Origin of the sequence: Phaeobacter sp. NW0010-22 (genome assembly GCF_040365955.1) — a bacterium.
Taxonomy (GTDB): Bacteria; Pseudomonadota; Alphaproteobacteria; order Rhodobacterales; family Rhodobacteraceae; genus OMPR01.
Map to the genome: position 1 here is coordinate 102895 of NZ_BAABWT010000012.1, position 22453 is coordinate 125347.

At 52.6% G+C, this 22453-nt stretch carries 18 protein-coding genes; 15 read left to right on the plus strand and 3 right to left on the minus strand.

Features of this window, described 5'->3' with window-relative positions:
- Positions 1-39: 39 nt before the first annotated feature.
- A complete protein-coding gene (locus ABWV33_RS21455; protein WP_181824685.1) occupies positions 40-609 on the plus strand; it encodes a TetR/AcrR family transcriptional regulator in 570 nt (189 codons plus the stop codon).
- A gap of 70 nt (positions 610-679) precedes the next feature.
- Here the strand turns inward: ABWV33_RS21455 and ABWV33_RS21460 are convergent, their stop codons facing one another.
- Positions 680-1414 carry a cupin domain-containing protein gene (locus ABWV33_RS21460; protein ID WP_353333691.1) on the minus strand — a complete coding sequence of 245 codons (735 nt, stop codon included), beginning with the start codon at positions 1412-1414 and terminating at the stop codon, positions 680-682.
- 284 nt (positions 1415-1698) lie between these two features.
- Between ABWV33_RS21460 and ABWV33_RS21465 the strand changes: the two genes are divergently transcribed.
- From ABWV33_RS21465 to ABWV33_RS21475, 3 genes are read left to right on the plus strand one after another with little or no spacing between them, the layout of a single operon-like run.
- Positions 1699-3741, plus strand: coding sequence for an oxidoreductase (locus ABWV33_RS21465; RefSeq protein WP_353333693.1), 2043 nt, complete (start codon positions 1699-1701; stop codon positions 3739-3741).
- Between the two features lie 3 nt (positions 3742-3744).
- The gene (locus ABWV33_RS21470; RefSeq protein ID WP_353333695.1) at positions 3745-5793 is read left to right on the plus strand and encodes an oxidoreductase; all 2049 of its coding nucleotides are present in this window, start codon (positions 3745-3747) and stop codon (positions 5791-5793) included.
- A gap of 14 nt (positions 5794-5807) precedes the next feature.
- The gene (locus tag ABWV33_RS21475) at positions 5808-7901 is read left to right on the plus strand and encodes an oxidoreductase (protein ID WP_353333697.1); all 2094 of its coding nucleotides are present in this window, start codon (positions 5808-5810) and stop codon (positions 7899-7901) included.
- A 242-nt stretch (positions 7902-8143) separates the two neighbouring features.
- Here the strand turns inward: ABWV33_RS21475 and ABWV33_RS21480 are convergent, their stop codons facing one another.
- Complete coding sequence (locus ABWV33_RS21480; protein WP_353333699.1) at positions 8144-9031, minus strand: LysR family transcriptional regulator; 888 nt, start codon at positions 9029-9031, stop codon at positions 8144-8146.
- A gap of 122 nt (positions 9032-9153) precedes the next feature.
- On the opposite strand from ABWV33_RS21480, the gene cuyA reads away from it, so the two are divergent.
- Together cuyA and cuyB are read left to right on the plus strand one after the other, a co-directional pair.
- On the plus strand, positions 9154-10167 hold the full coding sequence (gene cuyA, locus ABWV33_RS21485; RefSeq protein ID WP_113824121.1) for a D-cysteate sulfo-lyase: 1014 nt from the start codon (positions 9154-9156) through the stop codon (positions 10165-10167).
- 3 nt (positions 10168-10170) lie between these two features.
- A complete protein-coding gene (cuyB, locus tag ABWV33_RS21490) occupies positions 10171-10884 on the plus strand; it encodes a cysteate racemase (protein ID WP_353333701.1) in 714 nt (237 codons plus the stop codon).
- Positions 10885-10930: 46 nt separating this feature from the next.
- Here cuyB and ABWV33_RS21495 read toward each other — a convergent pair whose 3' ends face one another.
- Positions 10931-11830, minus strand: coding sequence for a LysR family transcriptional regulator (locus ABWV33_RS21495; RefSeq protein ID WP_353333703.1), 900 nt, complete (start codon positions 11828-11830; stop codon positions 10931-10933).
- A 258-nt stretch (positions 11831-12088) separates the two neighbouring features.
- Here ABWV33_RS21495 and ABWV33_RS21500 point away from each other — a divergent pair, with 258 nt between their 5' ends.
- From ABWV33_RS21500 to ABWV33_RS21540, 9 genes are all read left to right on the plus strand, one after another.
- A complete protein-coding gene (locus tag ABWV33_RS21500) occupies positions 12089-13054 on the plus strand; it encodes an ABC transporter substrate-binding protein (RefSeq protein WP_113824118.1) in 966 nt (321 codons plus the stop codon).
- Positions 13055-13121: 67 nt separating this feature from the next.
- Positions 13122-14177, plus strand: coding sequence for a quaternary amine ABC transporter ATP-binding protein (locus ABWV33_RS21505; protein WP_353333705.1), 1056 nt, complete (start codon positions 13122-13124; stop codon positions 14175-14177).
- Positions 14174-15715 carry an ABC transporter permease gene (locus tag ABWV33_RS21510; protein WP_164622296.1) on the plus strand — a complete coding sequence of 514 codons (1542 nt, stop codon included), beginning with the start codon at positions 14174-14176 and terminating at the stop codon, positions 15713-15715. Before ABWV33_RS21505 ends, ABWV33_RS21510 begins: the two co-directional genes overlap by 4 nt.
- Positions 15712-16431, plus strand: coding sequence for an alpha/beta fold hydrolase (locus ABWV33_RS21515; protein WP_353333708.1), 720 nt, complete (start codon positions 15712-15714; stop codon positions 16429-16431). Before ABWV33_RS21510 ends, ABWV33_RS21515 begins: the two co-directional genes overlap by 4 nt.
- A 404-nt stretch (positions 16432-16835) precedes the next feature.
- Entirely contained in the window at positions 16836-18569 is a 1734-nt protein-coding gene (locus ABWV33_RS21520; RefSeq protein ID WP_113824114.1) for an ABC transporter substrate-binding protein, read from the plus strand.
- Positions 18570-18659: 90 nt separating this feature from the next.
- Positions 18660-19724: an ABC transporter ATP-binding protein gene (locus tag ABWV33_RS21525; RefSeq protein ID WP_353333710.1), complete on the plus strand. Its 1065-nt coding sequence runs from the start codon at positions 18660-18662 to the stop codon at positions 19722-19724.
- Positions 19724-20797 (plus strand): ABC transporter ATP-binding protein, encoded by a 1074-nt coding sequence (locus ABWV33_RS21530; protein WP_353333712.1) that lies wholly within the window; start codon positions 19724-19726, stop codon positions 20795-20797. The genes ABWV33_RS21525 and ABWV33_RS21530 overlap by 1 nt, the downstream gene beginning before the upstream one ends.
- Complete coding sequence (locus tag ABWV33_RS21535) at positions 20794-21657, plus strand: carbohydrate ABC transporter permease (protein WP_113824111.1); 864 nt, start codon at positions 20794-20796, stop codon at positions 21655-21657. Before ABWV33_RS21530 ends, ABWV33_RS21535 begins: the two co-directional genes overlap by 4 nt.
- Positions 21654-22451, plus strand: a complete 798-nt coding sequence (locus ABWV33_RS21540; RefSeq protein WP_113824110.1) for a carbohydrate ABC transporter permease — start codon at positions 21654-21656, stop codon at positions 22449-22451. Before ABWV33_RS21535 ends, ABWV33_RS21540 begins: the two co-directional genes overlap by 4 nt.
- The last annotated feature ends 2 nt before the right edge of the window (positions 22452-22453 follow it).

A 22453-nucleotide genomic window follows, 5' to 3' on the forward strand; every position in this document is an offset into this window, starting at 1 on the left:
CGAACCGCTCCTAAGGAAACGCGTCAAAAGCAGCTCATAATGGCAGCGATAGATTCGATTTCTAAGCGCGGATTTTCAGACACGACGCTGAGGCACGTAACAGAGAAGGCCAAGCTGTCTCATGGTGTGGTCAATTACCACTTCAAGAACAAGGAAGCGCTGTACGATGCGACCTTGGGGTATCTGGCCAAAGAGCACTATGATATTTGGACGCAGTATTACGACAATGCCAAACCAACCGCTGCGCATCGTCTTGCGGCTATTATCAGTGCCGACTTCGATAAAAAAGTTTGTACTCACAAAAGGTTAGCTGCGTGGTTTGCTTTTTGGGGGCAGGCAAAATATCGACCTAACTATTTGAAGATTCACAACCAGTATGACAATGAACGGTACCAGAAAATCGCAAAAATTTGCAACGAGCTGGTTGCGGATGGTGATTATCCAGACCTCGATATCGAGCGCACTACGCGCTCAATCGAGGCGCTTTCTGACGGATCTTGGTTGTGCTTGATGTTGTACCCCGGCGGCCCGGATCGCGAAGTGTTCCGTGATGATTGCCTGTACGCATTAACGCGCTTCTTCCCCAAGCATTTTCCGCTGAAAGACTGACTGCGCGTTAGCATGCCAAAGACCTGTGCAGCTGGCATCAGATGCACAGGTCTTTGATGTGGTAAAGGGGTTAAGTCGCGACTTGTGCGTAGTACTTCTTGATGTGGGTTGGGATGCTCCACTTGCACAACGTCCCTTTCGGGATGAAAAAGCAATCACCTGCCTTCACATTATGTGTAGTTCCTGCTGCTTCGGTGATCGTGGCCTCTCCGTCGATCACCTGTACGTATTCGTGCACTGAAAACGGCTCCATCTCAAACTCTGCGGTCTCACATTCCCAAACACCCACGGTCATGTTTCCGGTGTCATTTCTGAAGCTGATATGCTCACGCTCAATGGGCTCCCCTGGCTTCGAAGAGGCCTTCAAGGGCGTATCTGGATCTACGATGATGACTGCTTCGTCTGCGGTGTCGATTTGTGGTGTTTCCGCGTTGGGGGAGAGGAGGGTGATAAAGAATTTCTTGAGATACCCCTGTTGTTTCCAACTCATCGGTGCGCCGTTCCTGAACGCTACGCAATCCCCTATGCCTGCGCGTGTTGCGTTGCCTGTTCCGTCGACCATCGCGAAGTCTCCCTCTAAGATGCTTACAAACTCATCGCCGGGGTAGGGGCCAAAGGTCTCTTGCATGGTTGTTGTGTCCCAGACCCCGACTGTCAGTCCGATCTCATCATCTTCAAAAAATACATGCCAGTGTTGCTCGGGAAGAAGCGATTGGAAGTCCGCTTGATCAAGTTCAAGTGGAGTCAGCCCTTTGTCGGGTGGCCCATTCGGAACTAGGCGGACAATTCTTGGTTTATGGGGCATGTGCTTCTCTCTTTGGCAAAATCATGAATTTGGTGTTCCAAGGATTATGGCCTTGACTCATTCGTTAAGGCAACAAATGATTGAATGACTGTTCAGATAGAGAAGACGCATTAGTGCATTGAAATAAAATAGATAAAAGTAGATCAAAGAGAATCTTGTTAGGAAAAAAGTTGAATCCCGTGACGAAGAGGTTCTCATTTTGATTTCCAAGGAAAGAACTCACGATGCCCCGCAGTGCTTAGACGTTAACCACCCCACCAGCCTTGTCCCAAAGGAAGCCCCGAATGAAGCGTGATCCGCGATTTGACGTCTTGTTTGAGCCAGTCAAAATTGGGCCTGTGACGGCTCCAAATCGATTTTTCCAAGTGCCACATTGTAACGGGATGGGGCATCAATACCCGTCATCCATGGCAGAAATGCGCGGCGTGAAAGCCGAGGGCGGTTGGGGTGTTGTGAATACCGAAGAGTGTGAGATTTCGCATACTTCGGAATTGTCAGGCGCTATAGAAAGTCGCCTTTGGGACGATGACGACATACCCGTTCTGAGAAAGATGGTTGATAAAATTCATGCTCACGGTGGGTTGGCTGGAATTGAACCCGCGCATCTTGGTGCGGGAGCAGCCAACAATTACAGCCGCGAAGTGCCTATGGGCCCCGCCGCGCGGCCGATTGACTTGCTTGAGCCCGTTCACGCCCGTCGGATGGACAAATCCGATATAAAGGCGTTTCGCAAAATGCATGTTGATGCAGCGGTCCGGTCCAAGAAAGCGGGCTTTGACATCGTCTATGTGTATGCCGGGCACGACATGACAACGCTGATGCATTTTTTGCAATCTGACCGGAATGACAGAACAGATGAATACGGCGGTAGTCTAGAAAACCGCGTACGGTTGCTGCGTGAAGTGATTGAAGACACCAAAGAAGCGATCGGTGATACTTGTGCTGTTGCCGTGCGTTTGGCGGTGGATGAAATGCGTGGCAAAAGCGGAATTTCCAGCGATGGTGAGGGACGTGAAATTGTCGAGATGCTCGCTGAACTGCCAGATCTATGGGACGTGAATGTCAGCGGGTGGGAAAATGACAGCGCCACTTCACGGTTTTCGGACGAAGGCTTTCAGACGGATTATATTCGTTTTGTAAAGCAGGTTACCACCAAGCCGGTAGTCGGTGTCGGACGATTTACGTCACCGGATGCGATGGTGTCACTTATCAAGAACGGGGTTCTCGATCTGATTGGCGCAGCGCGACCGTCGATTGCCGACCCTTTCCTGCCCAAGAAAATTGACGAAGGCAGGGTTGAAGATATTCGCGAATGCATTGGCTGCAATATCTGTGTGACGGGGGATTTTCTCAGTCACCCTATGCGGTGCACACAGAACCCCACAATGGGTGAAGAGTGGCGCAGGGGATGGCATCCTGAACGGATTGCACCCAAGTCAGCGGATGAAAGTTTTCTTATCGTCGGTGGCGGACCTTCGGGGCTTGAGGCCGCGCGCGCTTTGGGGCAGCGCGGCTATGATGTAACGTTGGCTGAAAGGAGTGATACCTTGGGGGGGCGCGTTCAAATCGAAAGCCAATTGCCGGGTCTAAATCAGTGGCGGCGCGTGGCTGATTACCGCACGTACCAGATCAGCCAGATGGCAAATGTGGCGACTTATCTCAACAGTTCGCTCAGCGTGGATCAAGTGCTGGAGTTTGAGGCGGATCACATTGTGCTGGCGACAGGGTCTGATTGGGATACGACGGGTATCGGGCGCAACAACCGTCGCGCGATCACGGGGTTCAACTCTGACACGGTGATGAGTGTGGATGCGATTTGTGCAGGTGCAACGCCAGTAGGTCCTGTGGTGATCTTCGATGATGATTACTATTACATGGCGGGCGTTCTGGCTGAGAAGCTTCGGAATGAGGGTCATGAAGTAACTTATGTGACACCCGCCGCGGATGTGTCGCACTGGACCCACAATACAATGGAGCAAACCCGTATCCAGGCTAGGCTCATGGAAATTGGGGTGCGCATCATACCGCTTCATAACCTTGCTACTATTCACGCAGATAGTGTCGACTTAGTGTGTATGTATACAGATAGAATTCAACGAATTCAGTGTGGTACACTTATTCCTGTTGCGATGCGAAACCCACGCCAAACTCTGTTCGCTGAGTTGCAGGGGCGCGCCAAATCTGTGACGTTAATTGGGGATTGTAATGCGCCGGGCACGATCGCGGCAGCTGTTTACGCCGGGCATCGATTTGCCCGTGAACTAGGCGAGGAGGCGGTTGAGGGTGTTCCGTTTCGCCGAGAACTTCCCGCGCTTTCGCTGGATTGATCCATGGCGCGAGATCCAAGATATGATGTCTTGTTTGAGCCGGTAAAGATCGGACCGGTGACTGCAAAGAACCGTTTTTACCAAGTGCCACACTGCAATGGGATGGGCCGGAGTTACCCTTCTTCCATGGCTGAGATGCGGCGTGTGAAGGCCGAAGGTGGGTGGGCGGTTGTGACAACTGAGGAGGTGGAAATTCATCCCTCTGGGGATCATTCTCCTTGGATGGGCGGTCGATTATGGGAAGATCGTGACATTCCGGTTCTTGCCCGTATGTGCGACGCAGTGCATGAATTCGGTGCGCTGGCGGGCTGTGAATTGAACCACGCAGGCGTGATGGCCGCCAACCGCTATAGCCGCGATATGCCGATGGCCCCAAGTCATGTGCCTGTTGCGCTGCCAGATCCCGTTCAAGCCCGAGCAATGGACTTGTCTGATATTCGCGACCTGCGCCGTTGGCATCGCGAGGCGGCGCTGCGCGCCCGCGATGCTGGTTTCGATATTGTCTATGTTTACGCGGGCCACCAGCTTTCAACGATCTCACATTTTCTGTCGCCTTATCGCAATCGCCGTTCTGATGCCTATGGTGGCAGTCTGGAAAACCGCGCCCGCTTGTTACGTGAAGTCCTTGAAGATACGCGCGATGCTGTGGGGGATAGCTGCGCGATTGCGCTTCGGTTTTCAGTTGATGAACTCATGGGAGATTCAGGTATTTCGAGCACCGCCGAAGGGCGAGATTTGGTTGAAATGCTGGCTGAACTGCCCGACCTCTGGGATGTGAACATTAGCGGATGGGAGAACGATAGCGCCACCTCTCGATTCAAGCCATCAGGGTATCAAGAGGATTACATCCGTTGGGTAAAGAGCGTCACAACCAAGCCCGTTGTCGGCGTAGGGCGCTACACCTCTCCGGATGCCATGGTGTCGTTGGTTAACAACGGTGTTCTTGACTTCATCGGTGCAGCGCGGCCCTCGATCGCCGATCCGTTCCTTCCCCTAAAGGTTGAAGAAGGCAGGGTTGAAGATATCCGTGAATGCATTGGTTGCAATATTTGCGTTTCCGGAGACAACAATTTTGTGCCAATCCGATGTACCCAGAACCCGACGATGGGCGAGGAATGGCGCAAGCTTTGGCATCCCGAACGGATCGCCCCTGCGCATGCTGATGAACCCGTTCTTATTGTAGGGGCAGGGCCGGCCGGATTAGAGGCTGCGCGTGCACTGGGCCAACGCGGATACCATGTAACGCTCGCAGATCGGGCAGGTGAACTTGGGGGTCGTCTCCAAACGGAGCGGAAATTGCCGGGTTTGTCGGAATGGGGCAGGGTCGTTGACCACCGTATCTGGCTGATCAGTCAGATGGCCAATGTGGACACTTTCTTAGAGAGCAATCTTACAGCAGAAACCATTCGGGAGTTCGGAGCTGATCACGTGGTTATAGCGACGGGATCAAAATGGACAAGCGATGGCATAGGACGTGAGAACCCGCGTGGAATTGTCATTGATCCAGCCGCGCGTGTTCTTACGCCTAACGACGTTATGGCCGGGCAGCTTCCCAATGGACCGGTGACGATCTTTGATGACGATCACTATTACATGGGCGGATTAATGGCCGAAGTTCTACGCAAGGACGGCTATGAAGTTACTCTCGTGACACCGGCCGCCTATGTGTCTGAATGGTCACTTCAAACTTTAGAGCAGCACAAGATCCAATCACGACTGATGGAGCTAGGCGTAAAGTTGGTGCTGTCTCATAACCTGTCTCGTATCCGAGCCAGCGAAGTGGTCCTTACCTGCGGCTACACAAATGCAGAATCCCAAGTTGAAACTGACACCACCTTGCTTGCGACGATGCGCGCACCTGAGGACGAATTGTTTCAAGCACTTCGTACTGCAGATCTCGGATCACTCACACGGATCGGGGACTGCCTTGCCCCCGGAACCATTGCCGCCGCGATTTATGGAGGGCATCGCTTTGCCCGCGAGTTGGGCGTGGCTGACTTAGACAACGTTCCTTTTCGCCGTGAACTTCCAACCCTTGCCGCCCTTGATTGATACTGGAGCCAGCCATGACCCGCGATCCTCGTTATGACATATTGTTCAAGCCGCTTAAGATTGGGCCAGTCACCACCAAGAACCGTTTCTTTCAAGTTCCGCATTGCACTGGCATGGGCTTTATTCGACCCCGAATGTTAGCTGAAATGCGTGGTATGAAAGCTGAAGGAGGATGGGGGGTTGTTTGCACAGAATACAACTCCATCCACCCCTCATCAGAAGACCTCAAACATGTGTCATCTTCGCTTTGGGATGACAGTGATATTCGGGCTTCGCGTTTGATGACAGATAAGGTGCATGCCCATGGTGCACTCGCAGGTGCCGAGCTGTGGTACGGAGGGTCACGCAGTGCGAACATGATGACGCGCGAGGTGGCGCTTGATCTTGATAGTTTACCAAATGCTGTTGGTCATCCGTTTCAAACCCGCGCGATGGACAAATCCGATATACGTGATCTCCGCCGCTGGCACCGGAAGGCGGCATTACGCGCTAAGGAGGCCGAGTTCGACATCGTCTATGTCTATGCCACACATGGTTATTTGCTGGCGAACTTTCTTGATCCAGTCCGCAACACGCGGGGTGACGAATATGGTGGTAGCATGGAAAACCGAACGCGCCTCATACGGGAGTTGATCGAAGAAACCAAAGATGCAGTCGGTGATCGCTGTGCTGTGGCGGTACGCTTTGCGGCAGATGAACAGGCGGGAGAAGACGGCAAGCCAATCACGGGTGAACGCCGGGATATGTTTGAAATGATGGCGCACATGCCGGACCTTTGGGATATCAATATCGCCAACTATGACGTCGAGATGGGCGTGTCGCGTTTCACCAAAGAAGGTGCGTTGGAACCTTATATGGATTTTGTGAAGTCCGTGACCGACAAGCCGGTTGTTACAGTGGGACGCTTTACATCGCCCGATACAATGGTCAGCCAAATCAAACGGGGCGTGACTGACTTGATTGGCGCGGCTCGCCCCTCTATCGCTGACCCATTCCTTCCAGCCAAGATCGAAGCAGGCGATGTGGATGCCATTCGGGAATGCATCGGCTGTAACATTTGCTATTCGGGCGATAGCATCGGTGTGCCTATTCGTTGCACTCAGAACCCAACAATGGGCGAAGAGTGGCGCAAAGGGTGGCATCCTGAAAAGATGAACCCAAAGGGTGGCGATGGCCGTGTTTTGGTTGTAGGGGCAGGCCCCGCCGGCCTAGAAGCGGCACGCGCTTTGGGTAAACGGGGCTATGATGTCATACTTGCAGAAGCTAGCCGCCAAGTGGGAGGTCGTGTTCTACGTGAGGCAAGCCTGCCCGGTATGAGCGAGTACATCCGAGTAAAGAATTACCGTGAACAACAGCTTTCAGAGATGCCAAACGTCGAAATCTTTCTAGAAAGTCTCCTGTCTGCGCAGGATGTTCATGCTGTAGGGGCGGACCACGTTGTAATCGCAACAGGTGCCAACTGGCGCGCAGAGCGTTTTAACGGAAATGAGTATAAATCCGTTGTTACCAACTGCAGTGGTGTCGACGTTTTCACACCCGATGACATCATGGATGGTAAATTGCCCAACGGCCCAACGCTGATTTATGATGAAGATGGCTATTATCTAGGTGGTGTTATTGCCGAGAAAATCCGTCACTTGGGTCACGATGTGACATACGTAACCCCGGCAGATGCTGTTTCAAAATGGACTGAAAACACTTCGGAAAGTTGGCGCGTTCGCAGTCATTTGATGACACTTGGCATCAAGATAATACTTTCAAAGTCGCTACGGAGTTTTGATGGGCAAACCGCAATGTTGGCCTGTGAGTTCTCGGGCCAAACCAGTGAGGTGAACGTCGAAAACATAGTCATGGTGACCCAGCGTAGGACAAATGATACTCTCTATCAGGCTTTGCTGGAAGGCGCAGATCGTGACCCCGGGAAACTCCCATTCACGTTGGCCCGGATCGGCGATTGTGATGCTCCAGCCATTATTGCTGCAGCAATTTATTCAGGCCATCGGTATGCGCGTGAACTGGATGTACCTGTGGATGTGGATGAGCCCTTGCGCCACGATAGGACCGATGTGGGGGAAACAACGGATGGCGAATATCTGAAGAACGCCTGACACTCGCGTTGATAAGGCCAAAAAGGCAAATGTGATAGGTGGGGTGCTTCCTGTCTGGCATAGCTACAGACGCGCTGAAAATGAGCCGGGCTATCTCTTAGTGTTGGCAATCCTTGGTTCCCAACGTTCTGACGATCTATTACACAGGCTCCTGCATTCGGCAGAGCCGTTAGCTAGGCTTGCCTCGGTCCGAAACGTCGTCAAACAACTGTTTGTTTCGACCTGTCGACGTTTCAGTGGTGTTAGAAGCTGAGGTGTTGGTTAAGGTGTTGCCAAATCTGGTCATCATGTTCAGAAATAGCTTCCGCCAAACGAACCATCCGGATCGACATTGATTGCGTCGGCAGCACATCGTCAACGCACACAAGTTTGTCCTCTGTAAGGTGTGTCGTAACCAGAGAGAGGGGCAACCAAGCAATGCCAATTTCGTTCACAGCGTATTGAAGCATGGCCAGTGTCAGGGCTGTTTCAGCTCTGGGTATCAAGGTTTTATTTTTTGGCAAACGCGGTGCGATTGTTCGGGAAAATACCTGCCCAAGAAAAACTTCTGGTGGATAGCTGATCGTTGGAATTGTCGCATCATTTGCTTTCGCCCGTACTGTAGGGGCACAGACTGGGATCAGAGTGTCGGCCCCGATTTCTTTGGTTTCAAACGCGTTGCCAGGTTCCGGCATTCTATCATCGGGGACAGCATACATGATGGCAAAATCAACCTCTTTCGAGATCAAGTGCAACAGACATTCGTCTTGATTTCCTGAACGCACGCGCACCGAGGTTTCACCACTATCCGTCAGAATACGGACAATCTCGGGTGATATCGTTGCAGTAAGGGCATGTTGGCACACAAAAGACAGCGGCTTACTGGCCTGATCGCTTGCTGTTTTTAACGAGTGTCGAAGTTTGTGCAGTCGCGTGCTGAGTTCACGCAGTTCAATTTCCAGTTCCTGCACACCCGGCATCAATGAAACGGGTTTTCGGCGGCGGTCAAACAACTCTGTTCCGATGTTGTCTTCGATCAGCCGCACCCGACGCGTGAACGCGGATTGGGTTAGCGAACGCTTTTCTGCAGCGCGGGTTAGAGAGCCGCTGTCAAGCACTGCCAATATGTCATCGATCCATTCCAGGCGCATGAGCTATGAATACCGCAGTATCCCCTAACATGCAATTATCGCAAATTACCTGTCAAAATTCGAATTAGCAAAGTAAATTACGGGCAAGTAAGTTGATGGAAGCAAATATTAGGACTCACCCCATGCACCTTGCCCGTTTCCCACGCCTGCACCTTGCCCACCTGCCAACGCCACTTGAGCCGATGACGCGACTGTCAAAAGAGTTGGGCGTTGAAATCTGGATCAAACGCGATGATTGCACAGGTATGTCGACCGGGGGCAACAAGACCCGTAAGTTAGAATTCTTGATGGCCGAGGCCGAGGCGCAGGGCGCAGACATGGTCATGACGCAGGGGGCCACGCAAACCAATCACGGCCGCCAGACAGCAGCTTTTGCCGCCAAGCTGGGGTTGAAGTGTCATATTCTGCTGGAAGATCGTACGGGCTATCAGGATGGAAATTACAATACCAATGGCAACGTCCTGCTTGACCATCTGCACGGCGCAACCACCGAAAAGTTCCCAGGCGGCCATGACATGCCGGGTGAGATGGAGAAAGCGGCTGAAAGGAAGCGCGCTGAGGGTCATAATGTTTATGTCATTCCGGGTGGTGGATCGAACCCAACCGGTGCTCTTGGTTATGTAAATGCAGCTTTCGAGCTTTTGGGGCAAGCTAATGACAGCGGTTTGCGAATTGATCGACTAGTTCACGCAACCGGCTCTTCGGGCACTCAGGCAGGACTGGTTACTGGAATGTGTGCGATGAATGCACAGGTCCCAGTTCTGGGGATTGGCACAAGGGCGCCACTGCCCAAGCAAGAGCAAATGGTTTATGATCTTGCGTGTAAAACCGCCGAGAAACTGGGCTGTGCGGGCGTGGTTAAGCGCGAAGATGTGATGGCAAACACTGATTATGTTGGCGAAGGCTATGGCCTGCCAACAGCAAGCGGCATCGAGGCGATCCAGATGTTTGCTGAACTGGAAGGTATCCTTCTGGATCCGTGTTACTCGGCCAAGGGTGCAGCGGGTTTGATTGATCTTGCACGCAAGGGTCAATTCAAAGATGAAAGGATCGTTTTCCTGCACACTGGTGGCGCTGCAGCGCTCGGGGGCTACGACTTTGCCTTTGATCATCAGAAGCGTTGGGTTTCAGTCTAAACCATGAACCTGCGTCCGATTGGCATTCTTGGTGGCATGGGACCTGAGGCGACGATCCTCCTCCAACGTAAGTTGGTGGAGGCGGTTTCCGCGCAGGATGATCGTGATCATATCCCGCTATTGATTGACATGAATACGCAGGTACCGTCGCGGATAGACCATCTGATTAACGGCAAAGGCAAAGATCCGGGGCCAACATTGGCTGCGATGGCACGCCGTCTTCAGGATGCCAACGCGTTTGCGCTGGCGATGCCCTGCAACACGGCGCACCACTATGCCAAAGCCATCACGGATGCCGTTGAGATTCCGCTGTTGAATATGGTTGAATTGGCTGCGGACCACGCAGCCCACACGATCGGATCAGGGGGGCGTGTTGGTATGCTTGCTTCGCCCGCGGTGCGGTATACCCGTCTTTTCGAAAATGCATTGGCCAAGCGCGGGATGTCGGTCGTTTGGCCAGCCGGCGATGATCCGATATTGACGGCAATTCAAAAGATAAAAAGGGTTGGCCCTTGTGTTGAAGCGCGCGTAGCATTGCAGGCGGCTTCAGATGAGCTTGTTGCTGCAGGGGCAGATCTTCAATTTGTTGCCTGCTCAGAGTTTTCGCTGATCACAGACAGTGTTTCCGCAGAAGTCGTTGCTATCGACACCCTCGACTTGCTGGTTCGCGCGATCATCTCGTTTTCAAGTGAAGGTCACATTGGCGAGGCTTTTTAGAGCCCTATTGTTCTTAGGGTGGGGGCGTTCGAAAAATCTTAGACCGTCACAAACGATCCCAGAGCTGTTGAGCGATCTGGTCAAAAGTTGCCGGATTGCCAAAGGCTGAAATCGTTAACGTGGCACACCACTCCTCATCGCCGATCAAAACCAACAAACCACTTGCGAGTTCTGTCGAAATCGCTGTTTCTGGCATCCAGGCAAACCCGCTCCCGGTCATCAATCGCCGTTTGATTGTTTCGACCAGACTATCAACATAGATCGTTTCAGTATTGAGGGGTTTCCGATCTATCGTGTTCTCAACAACCATGCCTAAAAACGACGATCGATCATAAGCCAGATAGGGGACAGGCGGCCCATCCTGCCGATCAAGATCCCAACCTTGCACGCGGGCGGCGTCCGCTGCGGCAACCGGTATCAACCGATCCTTCAACAAGTCCTTTCGTTCAAAGGCGGCTTCGTCGATCATTGGCGAAACTGAGTGGTGATAATAGCAGAGCAAGATGTCCACCGCGCCTTCGACCAAAAGATCGCAGCAGGTGCTTAGGGAATCGGACAATACGCGTGTGCGAAGGTCTGGAATTTGAAGCTGTAATTCTTCGATCCGGCTTGCCAGAAAATTGACCGCTATCGTGTGCAGCACTGAAAATCGAATAAAGCGACTATCCCCTCGGTCAGCATCGCGCAGCGATTGACGCGCTTCTGATAATTGTGAAACGGCTGCCAATGCGACTGGGAGGAACTGCCTACCTGCTTCTGTCAGTTGAACAGGGTAGGTCGCTCTGTTGACCAGAGGTAGGCCAACCCAGCTCTCTAATGCTTTGATTCTGCGACTGAATGCGGATTGGGTGATGTTTCGCTCATCTGAAGCTCGGGTGAAGTTCAGAGTCCGGGCGAGGCATTCAAAATCGCGCAGCCAATTCAAGTCCAATGGATATTCCTTCATGTCAAAAAGAGCGCCTTCGCGAAGCATATCTCAAACTATGCAAAAAAAGAATAGTATGATGAAATGTTCGAATTGGCCCTTTGAAAACCTCTTGATCTAGACTTCTGCGCAGGGTCCGGCGGTTTACACCCATACCAGCCTTCCGTCTGCAGTTGGTGCCCGAGGCAAGTTGGTGCGAACCGATCGCGCAACATGGGAAAGTCGAACGAACAAAAAATCGACGCCAAAAATCGGCGCAATTCAACAGAGGAGACTACAATGAAAACGAAGCTGAAGTCACTGAGCCTTGCGGCGATGGTTGGCATCTATGCGATGCCTGCTCTTGCCGCCGAAGAGGTCAAGATCGGTGTGCCATCCTGGACTGGGGCGCAGGCAATTGCGCATCTTTTGGGGGCGGTTGTCGAAACGCGCATCGGGGGGACGGTTGAATATGTCCCAGGAAACAATGCCACGATCTTTCAAGCCATGGATCAAGGGAAGGGTGACATCGACGTGCATCCCGATGTGTGGTTGCCCAATCAGGAAAGCTTTACCAAGAAATATGTCGACGAGGCGGGTACGGTAACTCTGTCGTCGAACCCTTACGAAGGCAATCAGGGCTTTTGCGTGAGCCAGGATTTTGGTGAAGCGAACAAAGTCACAGACATCGCTGATTTGGGTCGCCCGGACGTGGCTGCGTTGATGGATAGTGACGGCAATGGCAAAGGCGAAATGTGGATTGGTGCCCCAGGCTGGGCGTCGGCCAATGTGAACGAGGTCAAAACGCGGGATTATGGCCTTCTTGATTTCATCGAGCCGGTACGAGCCGAGGAAAGTGTGAAAACCGCACGGATCAAGGACAGCATCGCCAAGGGCGAAGGCTATGCTTTCTATTGCTATAAACCGCATGCGGTTTGGTACATGTTCGACGTTCAGATGCTGAGCGAGCCAGTTTATAATTCCGATAACTATGTAATGGTTCAACCTTCGGACGATCCTGATTGGTATGAAAAATCCAGTGTCTCCACTAAGGATGCGCTAAAGAACGTGCAGATCGCATGGTCTAATTCTCTTCCAGAACGCTCGCCAGCAATTGCTGACTTCTTCGCGAATTTTGCACTGACAGCGGATGATGTCAGTGGTTTTGCCTATGAAATCAGTGGTAAAGGCCGTGACCCAGCAGAGGTTGCCCGCGAATGGGTCGAGGCGAACTCTGATCGTGTCGATGGTTGGTTGGGTCTCTGATCCTGCGTTTGAAACCTGAGTGGTGCCAGCTGTTGGCGCCACTCAACCGCAGAGCTCTGGGGGACTTATGAGCGACGATACCGTTATCGAAATTTCGAATGTATGGAAAATTTTCGGCGGCCGCCCCGAAGTGGCCCTGAAAGCGATCAGGGATCAGGGGCTGACCAAGGCTCAGGTGCTGGCGGAATACAACTGCGTTGTCGGCGTAGCGGACGTTAGCCTGTCTGTGAATCGGGGTGAGATCTTCTGCATAATGGGCCTTTCAGGCAGTGGAAAATCCACCCTCGTTCGCCACTTTAATCGGTTGCTTGAGCCGACAGATGGCAAAATCGAAATCGAGGGCACGGACGTGATGGCGTTGGGGCCAAAGGAGCTTCAACAATTTCGCAACAACAAAATTGGCATGGTTTTTCAGAACTTTGCGCTGATGCCACACCGATCCGTGTTGGACAATGTCGCGATGCCGCTCGAAATCCGCCAGGTCAGCAAGAATGAACGTATGCGGCAGGCAGCGGCTATTTTGGATATTGTCGAACTTGGCGCTTGGGGGGCGAAATTCGCGCATGAGTTGTCAGGCGGTATGCAGCAACGTGTAGGTCTGGCTCGGGCTCTGGCGGCAAACCCGGATGTGTTGTTGATGGACGAACCATTTTCGGCACTTGATCCTTTGATCCGGCGGCAGTTGCAGGATGAATTTATCCGGCTGAGCAAGATCCTCAAAAAGACCACGATCTTTATCACCCACGATTTGGATGAGGCCGTTCGTATTGGCAACCGGATTGCAATTATGCGGGATGGCAAAGTTGTGCAGATCGGAACCGCTGAAGATATCGTGATGAATCCGGCTGATGACTATGTTGCTGATTTTGTAGCAGGTATTTCTCGCCTCAAGGTGGTGCGTGCCCATGCGGTGATGCGGCCTATCCCCGAACATCTCGCCACTCATGGTCCCCTGTCGTCTGACGCGCCGCGTGTGAATGAGAGCGAAAACCTGAGCACGTTGATTAATCTGGCGATCGACAACAGTAGCGCCATCCTGGTGGAAGACGGTGGTGTTGATGTTGGCGTGATTACTCGCGCCGATCTGCTGCGTACTGTGATCGAAGGGACCGAAGTGTCATGAGCACGTCTGACGTAAACCCACTTGATGATACCGAAAGCGAAGCAGCGCTGGCCTACGCCGAGGAGCGACGCGAAAACATCCGCGCCTTTGTGCGCACCAATCCCGACTATTACATTCGTAATTTTGACAAGATCGGGGCTTCGTCCCGATTTACGCCGACACTAAACCTTATGGCCGGCTTATTCGGCCCGGTTTGGTTTGGTGCACGCGGCTTATGGTCTTGGGCGTTGCCGTTTTTAATCCTTGAAACGATCGCCTTTGTTCAATTGGCCCGTGGCCTGTTTGGGGACCTAGCTGCTGATGCTATGGCACGGATTGCTTCAATCGAAGGCACTTTGGATTTACGTCGCCAACAGCTAGCTGCAGCAATTGAAAACAACTCGGACAAGATCGATGTCTATCGCCGGACAGTAGAGTCGCTTGAGGATAACATTGGTGGTATTCGCGCCGAAGCGGAGGCGCTGGCCGCCGAAGGTCCCTCCATTGTTTTGACGGGTCTTTTTCTCTTACTTATCGTTAAGGCATTGCAGTCCCAAGTTGCAAACTGGGCGCTAGAAGCCCGGTTTTCGGAATGGCTCTCTGATCGGTCTATCCGCTCAGCCATGCCGATGTCACAAATTGTGTTTAGCGCGATCTTCATGGCGTTGATCGTTGCGGCAGCCATGATACACTACAGTTTTCCCGGCCGGTTCTCTCTGCTCAGCCAATTCCCCACAGACCCAAACATCCGTCTCACGAGCATCACTTGGGTGGAAGATTTCATCGCGTGGTGCGTGCGCAATAGCGAAGCCTTTTTTGACGGGCTGACATTTGCCATCCGAGCATTGTTGGACGCGCTAGAAATCATTCTGGTACAGACCCCTTGGATTGTAATTGCCAGTCTAATCATTCTGTTGACGTGGCTAACTGCGGGCGTCAGCACCGCTATCTATTCTGGGGCATTTTTGGCCTACATGGGACTGCTGGGCTTTTGGGAGGGCGCGATGACGACGCTCGCTTTGTTGGGTACAGCGGCATGTTTGTCGATTGTCATTGGCATTCCGCTTGGAATGTTTGCCGCCCGACGCCCTCGGTTTTATGCGTTTATCCAGCCGATTATGGATTTCATGCAAACCATGCCTGCCTTTGTATTTATGGTTCCTGTGATCGCATTTTTTGGCGTGGGTAAACCCGCGGCTGTCGTGGTCACAATGATTTTCGGGGGAACACCCGTGGTGCGTTTGACCGTTCTTGGACTGCGGGGCGTGCCTGAAAGCGTGCGCGAAGCAGCTATCAGCTTCGGTGCTAACAAGTGGTATCTGCTGACCAAGGTTGATCTACCATTGGCAAGCCCATCGATCCGTGCGGGCATCAACCAAACTATCATGTTGTCACTCGCAATGGTCGTGGTGGCTTCGCTGATTGGTGCCAAAGGGTTGGGCGAAGACGTCTTGGAAGCATTGCAATACGCCAATGTCGGTCAGGGTATTCTTGCTGGATTTGCCATCCTTTTCTGCGCCATGATCCTCGATCGCATTGTTCAGGGTGGGCGCAAATGACGCCAATCGTTTTCGTTCATGGGTTTTTAGGCGGCAGCCGGCAATGGGTGGGGCAAACTGAAGCTCTAGGTGGCTTCAATGTTATTGCCCTAGATTTGCCGGGGTTTGGCAAGAACGCGCATCTCGACGCTATGGACAGCATTGCGAGATTTGCCGAATGGGCTCTGGGTGAGCTGAGTGCGCGGGGCATCGAACAGTTTACCCTGATTGGCCACTCGATGGGGGGGATGGTCGTGCAGGAAATGATCGCCCGTGCTCCCCAGCGTATTGCTAGCTTAGTGCTCTATGGTACGGGTTCGATCGGGGTTTTGCCCGGTCGGTTTGAAACAATAGGCACGTCAAAGCGCAGGGTCAGTACGGATGGGACAGTAGCCACGGCAAGGCGAATTTCGGCCACCTGGTTTCTCGAGCGGGAAAAGGCCCCTGCCTATGAAGACTGCGCCGTGATCGCGGAAAAATGCTCTCTGCAATCTATGTTGACAGGGCTTGATGCGATGGAAGGCTGGAGTGGTTCTGATAGCCTATCTAATATCGAAACAAAAACGTTGGTAATTTGGGGCGACCAGGACCGGACCTATCCTTGGAGTCAGACCCAGCAATTGTGGCAGTCCATTCCTGACGCCAATCTCGCGGTCATACCCGGATGTGCCCACGCGGCGCATTTAGAAAAGCCGGGACTGTTTAACATGATCCTGCGAGATTTCTCGGCCGCCTAACAGGCAACATGCACGGCAGGCATGTTGCATTTCTCACCATCGCGAGCGTTGTGCGCCTATCTCGTGCTGTACGGCTAAATGCTGTGCTGCTATTTACGTATGAAGCGAATGGCTGGTGTGCCTTTCTTTCAGTAGAAATGGATCTAACGGTCCCTTTTCACTGCTGTGGAAGCTTGCGGGAAACGGAAGGCACGATTGGTTCTCCACGTCATTAAGTACCGATTGTGGGCGCATATTAAGTATAATTTTCAGCTCCTTGGGCGCCTTTAGTCTTTCGAAAAGGCGATTAGGAAGCCAACGCCATACATCTTTCTACTAATAAATTAGTTGACAGATGAGGAAGCGCGCGACTAATTATTTTTGTGCTGAAGTGCCAGCAAACATAATCTTTGGGAGGAGATAAGATGCGTAAGTATCTGCTCTCCGCGACTGCGGCTGTAGCCGTCATCGCGGGGTCCGGGACTGCTTTTGCCGATTCGGCAGCAGCCCAGAAATGGATTGATCAAGAATTCCAACCTTCGACATTGTCGAAGGATGAACAAGCCGCTGAAATGGAGTGGTTTATTCAGGCATCTGAGCCCTTCTCGGGTATGGAAATCAACGTCTTGTCCGAGGGTATTCCGACCCACGGTTACGAGTCCGAAGTCCTGACAAAAGCTTTTGAAGAAATCACCGGTATCAAGGTTAATCACCAGATCCTTGGTGAAGGTGAGGTTGTTCAGGCTGTACAAACACAGATGCAGACGCAGCGGAACCTGTATGATGGGTACGTCAATGACAGCGACCTGATCGGAACACACTCTCGCCTGCAACTCGCGTACAATCTGACCGACCAGATGGCGGGTGACTGGGCGGCGACAACGTCGCCAACGCTGGACCTAGAAGACTTTATGGGCATCCAGTTCACGACCGGGCCAGATGGCAACCTGTACCAACTGCCCGACCAGCAATTTGCTAACCTTTATTGGTTCCGTAAAGACTGGTTTGACCGTGCTGATCTGCAAGAAGCTTTCAAGGCAAAGTATGGCTACGATTTAGGCGTTCCCGTGAATTGGTCCGCCTATGAAGACATTGCTGAATTCTTTTCGAAAGACGTTAAAGAAGTCGACGGTGTCGCAATCTATGGACATATGGATTACGGCAAACGTGCGCCAGACCTTGGCTGGCGTATGACCGATGCCTGGTTGTCTATGGCAGGTGCGGGCTCCAAAGGGGAACCAAACGGTGTCCCAATCGACGAATGGGGCATCCGCATGGAAGCGGGCACATGTAACCCAGTTGGTGCCTCTGTATCACGCGGTGGTGCCGCCAATGGCCCCGCAGCCGTATACGCAATCCGCAAGTGGGACGAATGGCTGCGCAACTATGCACCTCCGGGCGCGGCGAGCTTTGACTTTTACCAGTCGCTGCCTGCTCTGAGCCAAGGCAACGTAGCTCAGCAGATCTTCTGGTACACAGCGTTTACAGCCGACATGGTGAAGCCGCAATCCGAAGGCAACAACACGGTAGACGCCGATGGTAATCCTTTGTGGCGCATGGCTCCGTCGCCTCATGGTCCTTATTGGGAAAAAGGCCAGAAGGTTGGGTATCAGGATGTTGGATCTTGGACGTTCCTCAAATCTACACCCTCTGATCGTGCTCAGGCAGCTTGGCTTTACGCCCAGTTCGTCACCTCGAAGACGGTTGACGTGAAGAAATCTCATGTTGGACTGACGTTCACACGTGATAGTTCCGTCAATCATGACTCTTTTACCGAAAGAGCATCGAAGCTTGGTGGTCTGGTCGAATTCTATCGTTCGCCTGACCGCGTGGCATGGTCGCCAACCGGAATCAACGTTCCAGATTATCCAAAGCTGGCCCAAATCTGGTGGCAGCAGATCGGTGACGTAAACTCTGGTGCGTTCACGCCACAAGAAGCGATGGATCGTCTGGCCGAAGAAATGGATATCACCATGGCTCGCATGCAGTCCGCAGACGAAAACGCCAATGTCTATGGTGGCTGTGGCCCCCGTTTGAACGACCCCAAGGATGCATCCGAGTGGTTGGGCAAAGGTGGTGCAAAAGCCAAGCTGGACAACGAAAAGCCTCAGGGCGAGACCGTCAACTATGACGAACTCGTCGCGCGCTGGAACCAATAATCCAAAAATGGCTTCTTCCCTTAAGGGGAGAAGCCAACCAGTGGCCGGAGCTGTTCTCAAGCTTCGGCCACGTACGCAAGGTTCGCAATCATGACAATCGAGTTAATAAATGCCAGCAAAGTTGTTCGCGGCATTACACACATTCAGCCCACCTCCCTGAAAATGAGCACCGGCCATTTCAATGTATTGCTGGGCCAGACCGGAGCGGGCAAGACATCGCTTATTAAGCTGATGGCAGGCTTGGACCCTTTGGCATCCGGTCAGATTTTTCTGGACGGAGAAGACGTCTCAAAGCTCTCAACGCAAAAGCGTAACATCAGTCTGGTGCATCAGTTCTTTGTGAACTACCCGCATATGAGTGTGTTTGATAACATTGCCTCCCCTTTGAAAGTTGCGGGAATGGCAACGTCTGAGATCGAAGGACGTGTTCAGGAAGCCGCCGATATTCTTCAACTGGGTCCAATGCTGAAACGGCGCCCACACGAGCTTTCGGGAGGCCAACAGCAGCGATGTGCTTTGGCGCGCGCGATTGCTAAGGAAAGCCGGGCCGTGTTTCTAGACGAGCCGCTGGCCAACCTTGACTACAAACTGCGGGAAGAACTGCGTGAACAGTTACCTGAGCTGTTTGCCGGACGCGGAGCGGTCGTTGTCTATGCCACATCTGAGCCAGAAGAAGCCCTGTTGCTGGGTGGAGAAACCCTGTTGATGAACGATGGTGTCGTGACCCAATTCGGGCCAACCGCCGAAATCTATCGCCAGCCCGCAAACCTGACTGCGGCACGCGTATTTTCGGATCCGCCGATCAATGCCGCAGAGATAACCAAAACCGGCGCTCGTGCTGAACTACGCACAGGCGTGAGCTGGGCCATGCAGGGAGATGCGGCAAGCTTACCTGACGGAGAATATACAGTAGCCATTCGCCCGCATCATGTCCTGCCCGTTAGACACGGCGACGATGACGTCGCGCTGAATGGAATTGTCCAGGTCACGGAATTATCAGGCTCGGAATCCAGCGCTCATTTTCAAATGGGCGCAGATGGCTGGGTCTCTCTTTCGGCCGGTGTGCACCCCTATAAAGTTGGTGAAGATCACCAGTTTTTCATGGACGTGCAAAAGGCCTTTTACTTCAGCCCTGACGGGAGCCTCGTGGCCTGATGGCAAAAATCACTCTATCAAACCTGCGTCATTCGTACTTGTCGAACCCTACTAGCCCTCAAGACTATGCGCTTAAGGAAATTGACCTGGATTGGAACGACGGTGGTGCATACGCATTGTTGGGCCCATCGGGATGTGGGAAATCCACCCTTTTGAATATCGTTTCGGGCCTCCTCACCCCGTCCGAGGGGCGTATTCTGTTTGATGGTAAGGATGTGACCAACCTTCCTCCGGATCAGCGCAACATTGCTCAAGTGTTTCAGTTCCCGGTAATTTACGACACGATGACAGTGCGTGAGAACCTTGCCTTCCCGCTGCGCAACCGCGGTGTTGCTGAAGCAAAAATCGCTGAACGTGTTGCCGAAATTGCCACCATGCTTGAAGTCGAAGAAATGTTGGACACACGGGCGGCGCATTTGTCACCTGACAACAAGCAGAAGATCTCGATGGGGCGTGGTCTGGTACGCGATGATGTGAATGTTGTGATGTTCGACGAGCCGCTGACAGTGATTGACCCGCATCTGAAATGGAAATTGCGATCAAAGCTAAAAGAGCTGCATCAACGCGTCCGCGCAACCATGATTTATGTGACCCACGACCAGACCGAAGCGCTGACGTTTGCGGACCAGGTTGTCGTTATGCAAGAGGGCGAGGTTGTGCAAGTCGGCACCCCCGTTGAGCTGTTTGAACGTCCGCAACATACCTTTGTTGGCCACTTCATTGGTTCGCCCGGGATGAATATCCTGCCTGCATCGGTGGATGACGGCAGTGTCATATTCAACGGAAATTCAGTCCGTGTCGAAGGTGGGATAACCGGGGAAGGGGGGGTGACTGAGCTTGGCGTGCGCCCTGAATTTGTCTCGTTATCTGATACCGGCATTCCCGCCCGTGTGCGCAAAGTTTCGGACGTTGGCCGCCACGCTGTAATCGAAACGATGGTTGGCGACACACGGGTGCGAGCCGTTGCTGAAACGGCGAACTTCGAGCAGGGGGCCGAGGTTCATCTGGCCTTCCAACAGGATCAGACACGGCTTTATCGCGATGGGTGGATCGCAACTGAGGTGGCATCATGAAAACTGAAAATCAACGCGCGTGGTTCTTTGTCCTGCCGGTCCTTTTGCTCGTTGCGTTCAATGCGCTTGTGCCAATTATGACGGTTGTCAATTACTCGGTTCAAGAGACGTTCGGGAATAACGTCTTTTTCTGGCAAGGTTTGGATTGGTTCGAGAATATCCTGCGATCTGATCGTTTTCACGCTGCACTTGGACGGCAGTTTCTGTTCACCTTCCTGATTTTGATAATCGAGGTTCCGCTGGGTATTATCGTCGCCTTGTCTATGCCCAAAAAAGGGTTCTGGGTCCCAGTTTGTCTGGTGACAATGGCGCTACCGATGCTGATCCCGTGGAACGTGGTCGGATCGATGTGGAACATTTTTACACTGCCCAACATCGGACTGTTGGGTTACTTTATGAACGATGTTCTGGGTGTGAATTATGACATGACCCAGCAACCGATTTCCGCTTGGATTACAATCGTTGTGATGGATGTCTGGCATTGGACATCGTTGGTGGTGCTGCTGTCTTATGCAGGCCTAGTGTCGATCCCAGATGCCTATTACCAGGCTGCCAAGATTGACGGCGCAAGCCCTTGGAAGGTGTTTCGCTACATCCAGTTGCCCAAGATGAAAACGGTACTGACAATTGCTGTCTTGTTGCGGTTTATGGACAGTTTCAACATCTACACCGAGCCCTTTGTTCTGACGGGTGGCGGGCCGGGTAATTCAACGACCCTGTTGTCGATTGACCTGGTGAAAATTGCACTAGGGCAGTTTGATCTGGGCCCGGCTGCTGCGATGAGTTTGATCTACTTTGCCATCACATTGCTGGTGTCGTGGCTGTTCTACACACTTATGACAAAGGATGACGCGCAATGAGAAAACGCTCCCTCATTCCGATCCTCTATATCCTGTTCCTGTTGTTGCCAATCTATTGGCTTGTCGCGATGAGTTTTAAGACCACGCAGGAAATTTTGGGTGGCTTTAGCCTATTCCCGCAAACGTTCACGTTTGAGAATTATAGGGTCATCTTTACCGATCCAACTTGGTACTGGGGCTACATCAACTCGATCATTTACGTGTCACTTAACACCGTCATATCGGTTTGTGTTGCTTTGCCTGCTGCCTATGCGTTTTCGCGATACAGGTTTCTCGGCGACAAACAGCTGTTTTTCTGGCTGCTGACAAATCGCATGGCGCCGGCGGCTGTCTTTGCTTTGCCCTTTTTCCAACTCTATTCATCGGTCGGCCTGTTTGACACGCATCTTGCGGTCGCATTGGCGCATTGTCTGTTTAACATCCCCCTGGCGGTTTGGATCCTAGAGGGATTCATGGGCGGGGTTCCTAAGGAGCTGGACGAAACTGCCTATGTTGACGGTTATTCCTTTCCCCGGTTCTTCACCACAATCTTCCTTCCGACGATCAAGGCCGGGGTCGGCGTTGCCGCGTTCTTTTGTTTCATGTTCTCGTGGGTCGAGCTGTTGCTGGCAAAGACACTCACGGCAGTGCAGGCGAAACCAATTGCAGCAACAATGACCAAGACAGCGTCGTCAGCAGGGTATGAGCTTGGCTTGCTGGCTGCTGCAGGCACACTGACCATCATACCCGGTGCCATCGTGATCTATTTCGTCCGCAACTACATCGCCAAGGGCTTTGCCCTGGGGAGGGTCTGAGA

Bases quoted from the DNA above. Each gene is read 5' to 3' on its own strand.
- ABWV33_RS21515 (WP_353333708.1), top strand. From the start codon at position 15,712: ATGACGCCAATCGTTTTCGTTCATGGGTTTTTAGGCGGCAGCCGGCAA.
- cuyA (WP_113824121.1), top strand. From the start codon at position 9,154: ATGCACCTTGCCCGTTTCCCACGCCTGCACCTTGCCCACCTGCCAACG.
- ABWV33_RS21505 (WP_353333705.1), top strand. From the start codon at position 13,122: ATGAGCGACGATACCGTTATCGAAATTTCGAATGTATGGAAAATTTTC.
- cuyB (WP_353333701.1), top strand. From the start codon at position 10,171: ATGAACCTGCGTCCGATTGGCATTCTTGGTGGCATGGGACCTGAGGCG.
- ABWV33_RS21470 (WP_353333695.1), top strand. From the start codon at position 3,745: ATGGCGCGAGATCCAAGATATGATGTCTTGTTTGAGCCGGTAAAGATC.
- ABWV33_RS21465 (WP_353333693.1), top strand. From the start codon at position 1,699: ATGAAGCGTGATCCGCGATTTGACGTCTTGTTTGAGCCAGTCAAAATT.
- ABWV33_RS21510 (WP_164622296.1), top strand. From the start codon at position 14,174: ATGAGCACGTCTGACGTAAACCCACTTGATGATACCGAAAGCGAAGCA.
- ABWV33_RS21530 (WP_353333712.1), top strand. From the start codon at position 19,724: ATGGCAAAAATCACTCTATCAAACCTGCGTCATTCGTACTTGTCGAAC.
- ABWV33_RS21500 (WP_113824118.1), top strand. From the start codon at position 12,089: ATGAAAACGAAGCTGAAGTCACTGAGCCTTGCGGCGATGGTTGGCATC.
- ABWV33_RS21460 (WP_353333691.1), bottom strand. From the start codon at position 1,414: ATGCCCCATAAACCAAGAATTGTCCGCCTAGTTCCGAATGGGCCACCC.
- ABWV33_RS21535 (WP_113824111.1), top strand. From the start codon at position 20,794: ATGAAAACTGAAAATCAACGCGCGTGGTTCTTTGTCCTGCCGGTCCTT.
- ABWV33_RS21495 (WP_353333703.1), bottom strand. From the start codon at position 11,830: ATGAAGGAATATCCATTGGACTTGAATTGGCTGCGCGATTTTGAATGC.
- ABWV33_RS21475 (WP_353333697.1), top strand. From the start codon at position 5,808: ATGACCCGCGATCCTCGTTATGACATATTGTTCAAGCCGCTTAAGATT.
- ABWV33_RS21540 (WP_113824110.1), top strand. From the start codon at position 21,654: ATGAGAAAACGCTCCCTCATTCCGATCCTCTATATCCTGTTCCTGTTG.
- ABWV33_RS21525 (WP_353333710.1), top strand. From the start codon at position 18,660: ATGACAATCGAGTTAATAAATGCCAGCAAAGTTGTTCGCGGCATTACA.
- ABWV33_RS21455 (WP_181824685.1), top strand. From the start codon at position 40: ATGGCAGCGATAGATTCGATTTCTAAGCGCGGATTTTCAGACACGACG.
- ABWV33_RS21520 (WP_113824114.1), top strand. From the start codon at position 16,836: ATGCGTAAGTATCTGCTCTCCGCGACTGCGGCTGTAGCCGTCATCGCG.
- ABWV33_RS21480 (WP_353333699.1), bottom strand. From the start codon at position 9,031: ATGCGCCTGGAATGGATCGATGACATATTGGCAGTGCTTGACAGCGGC.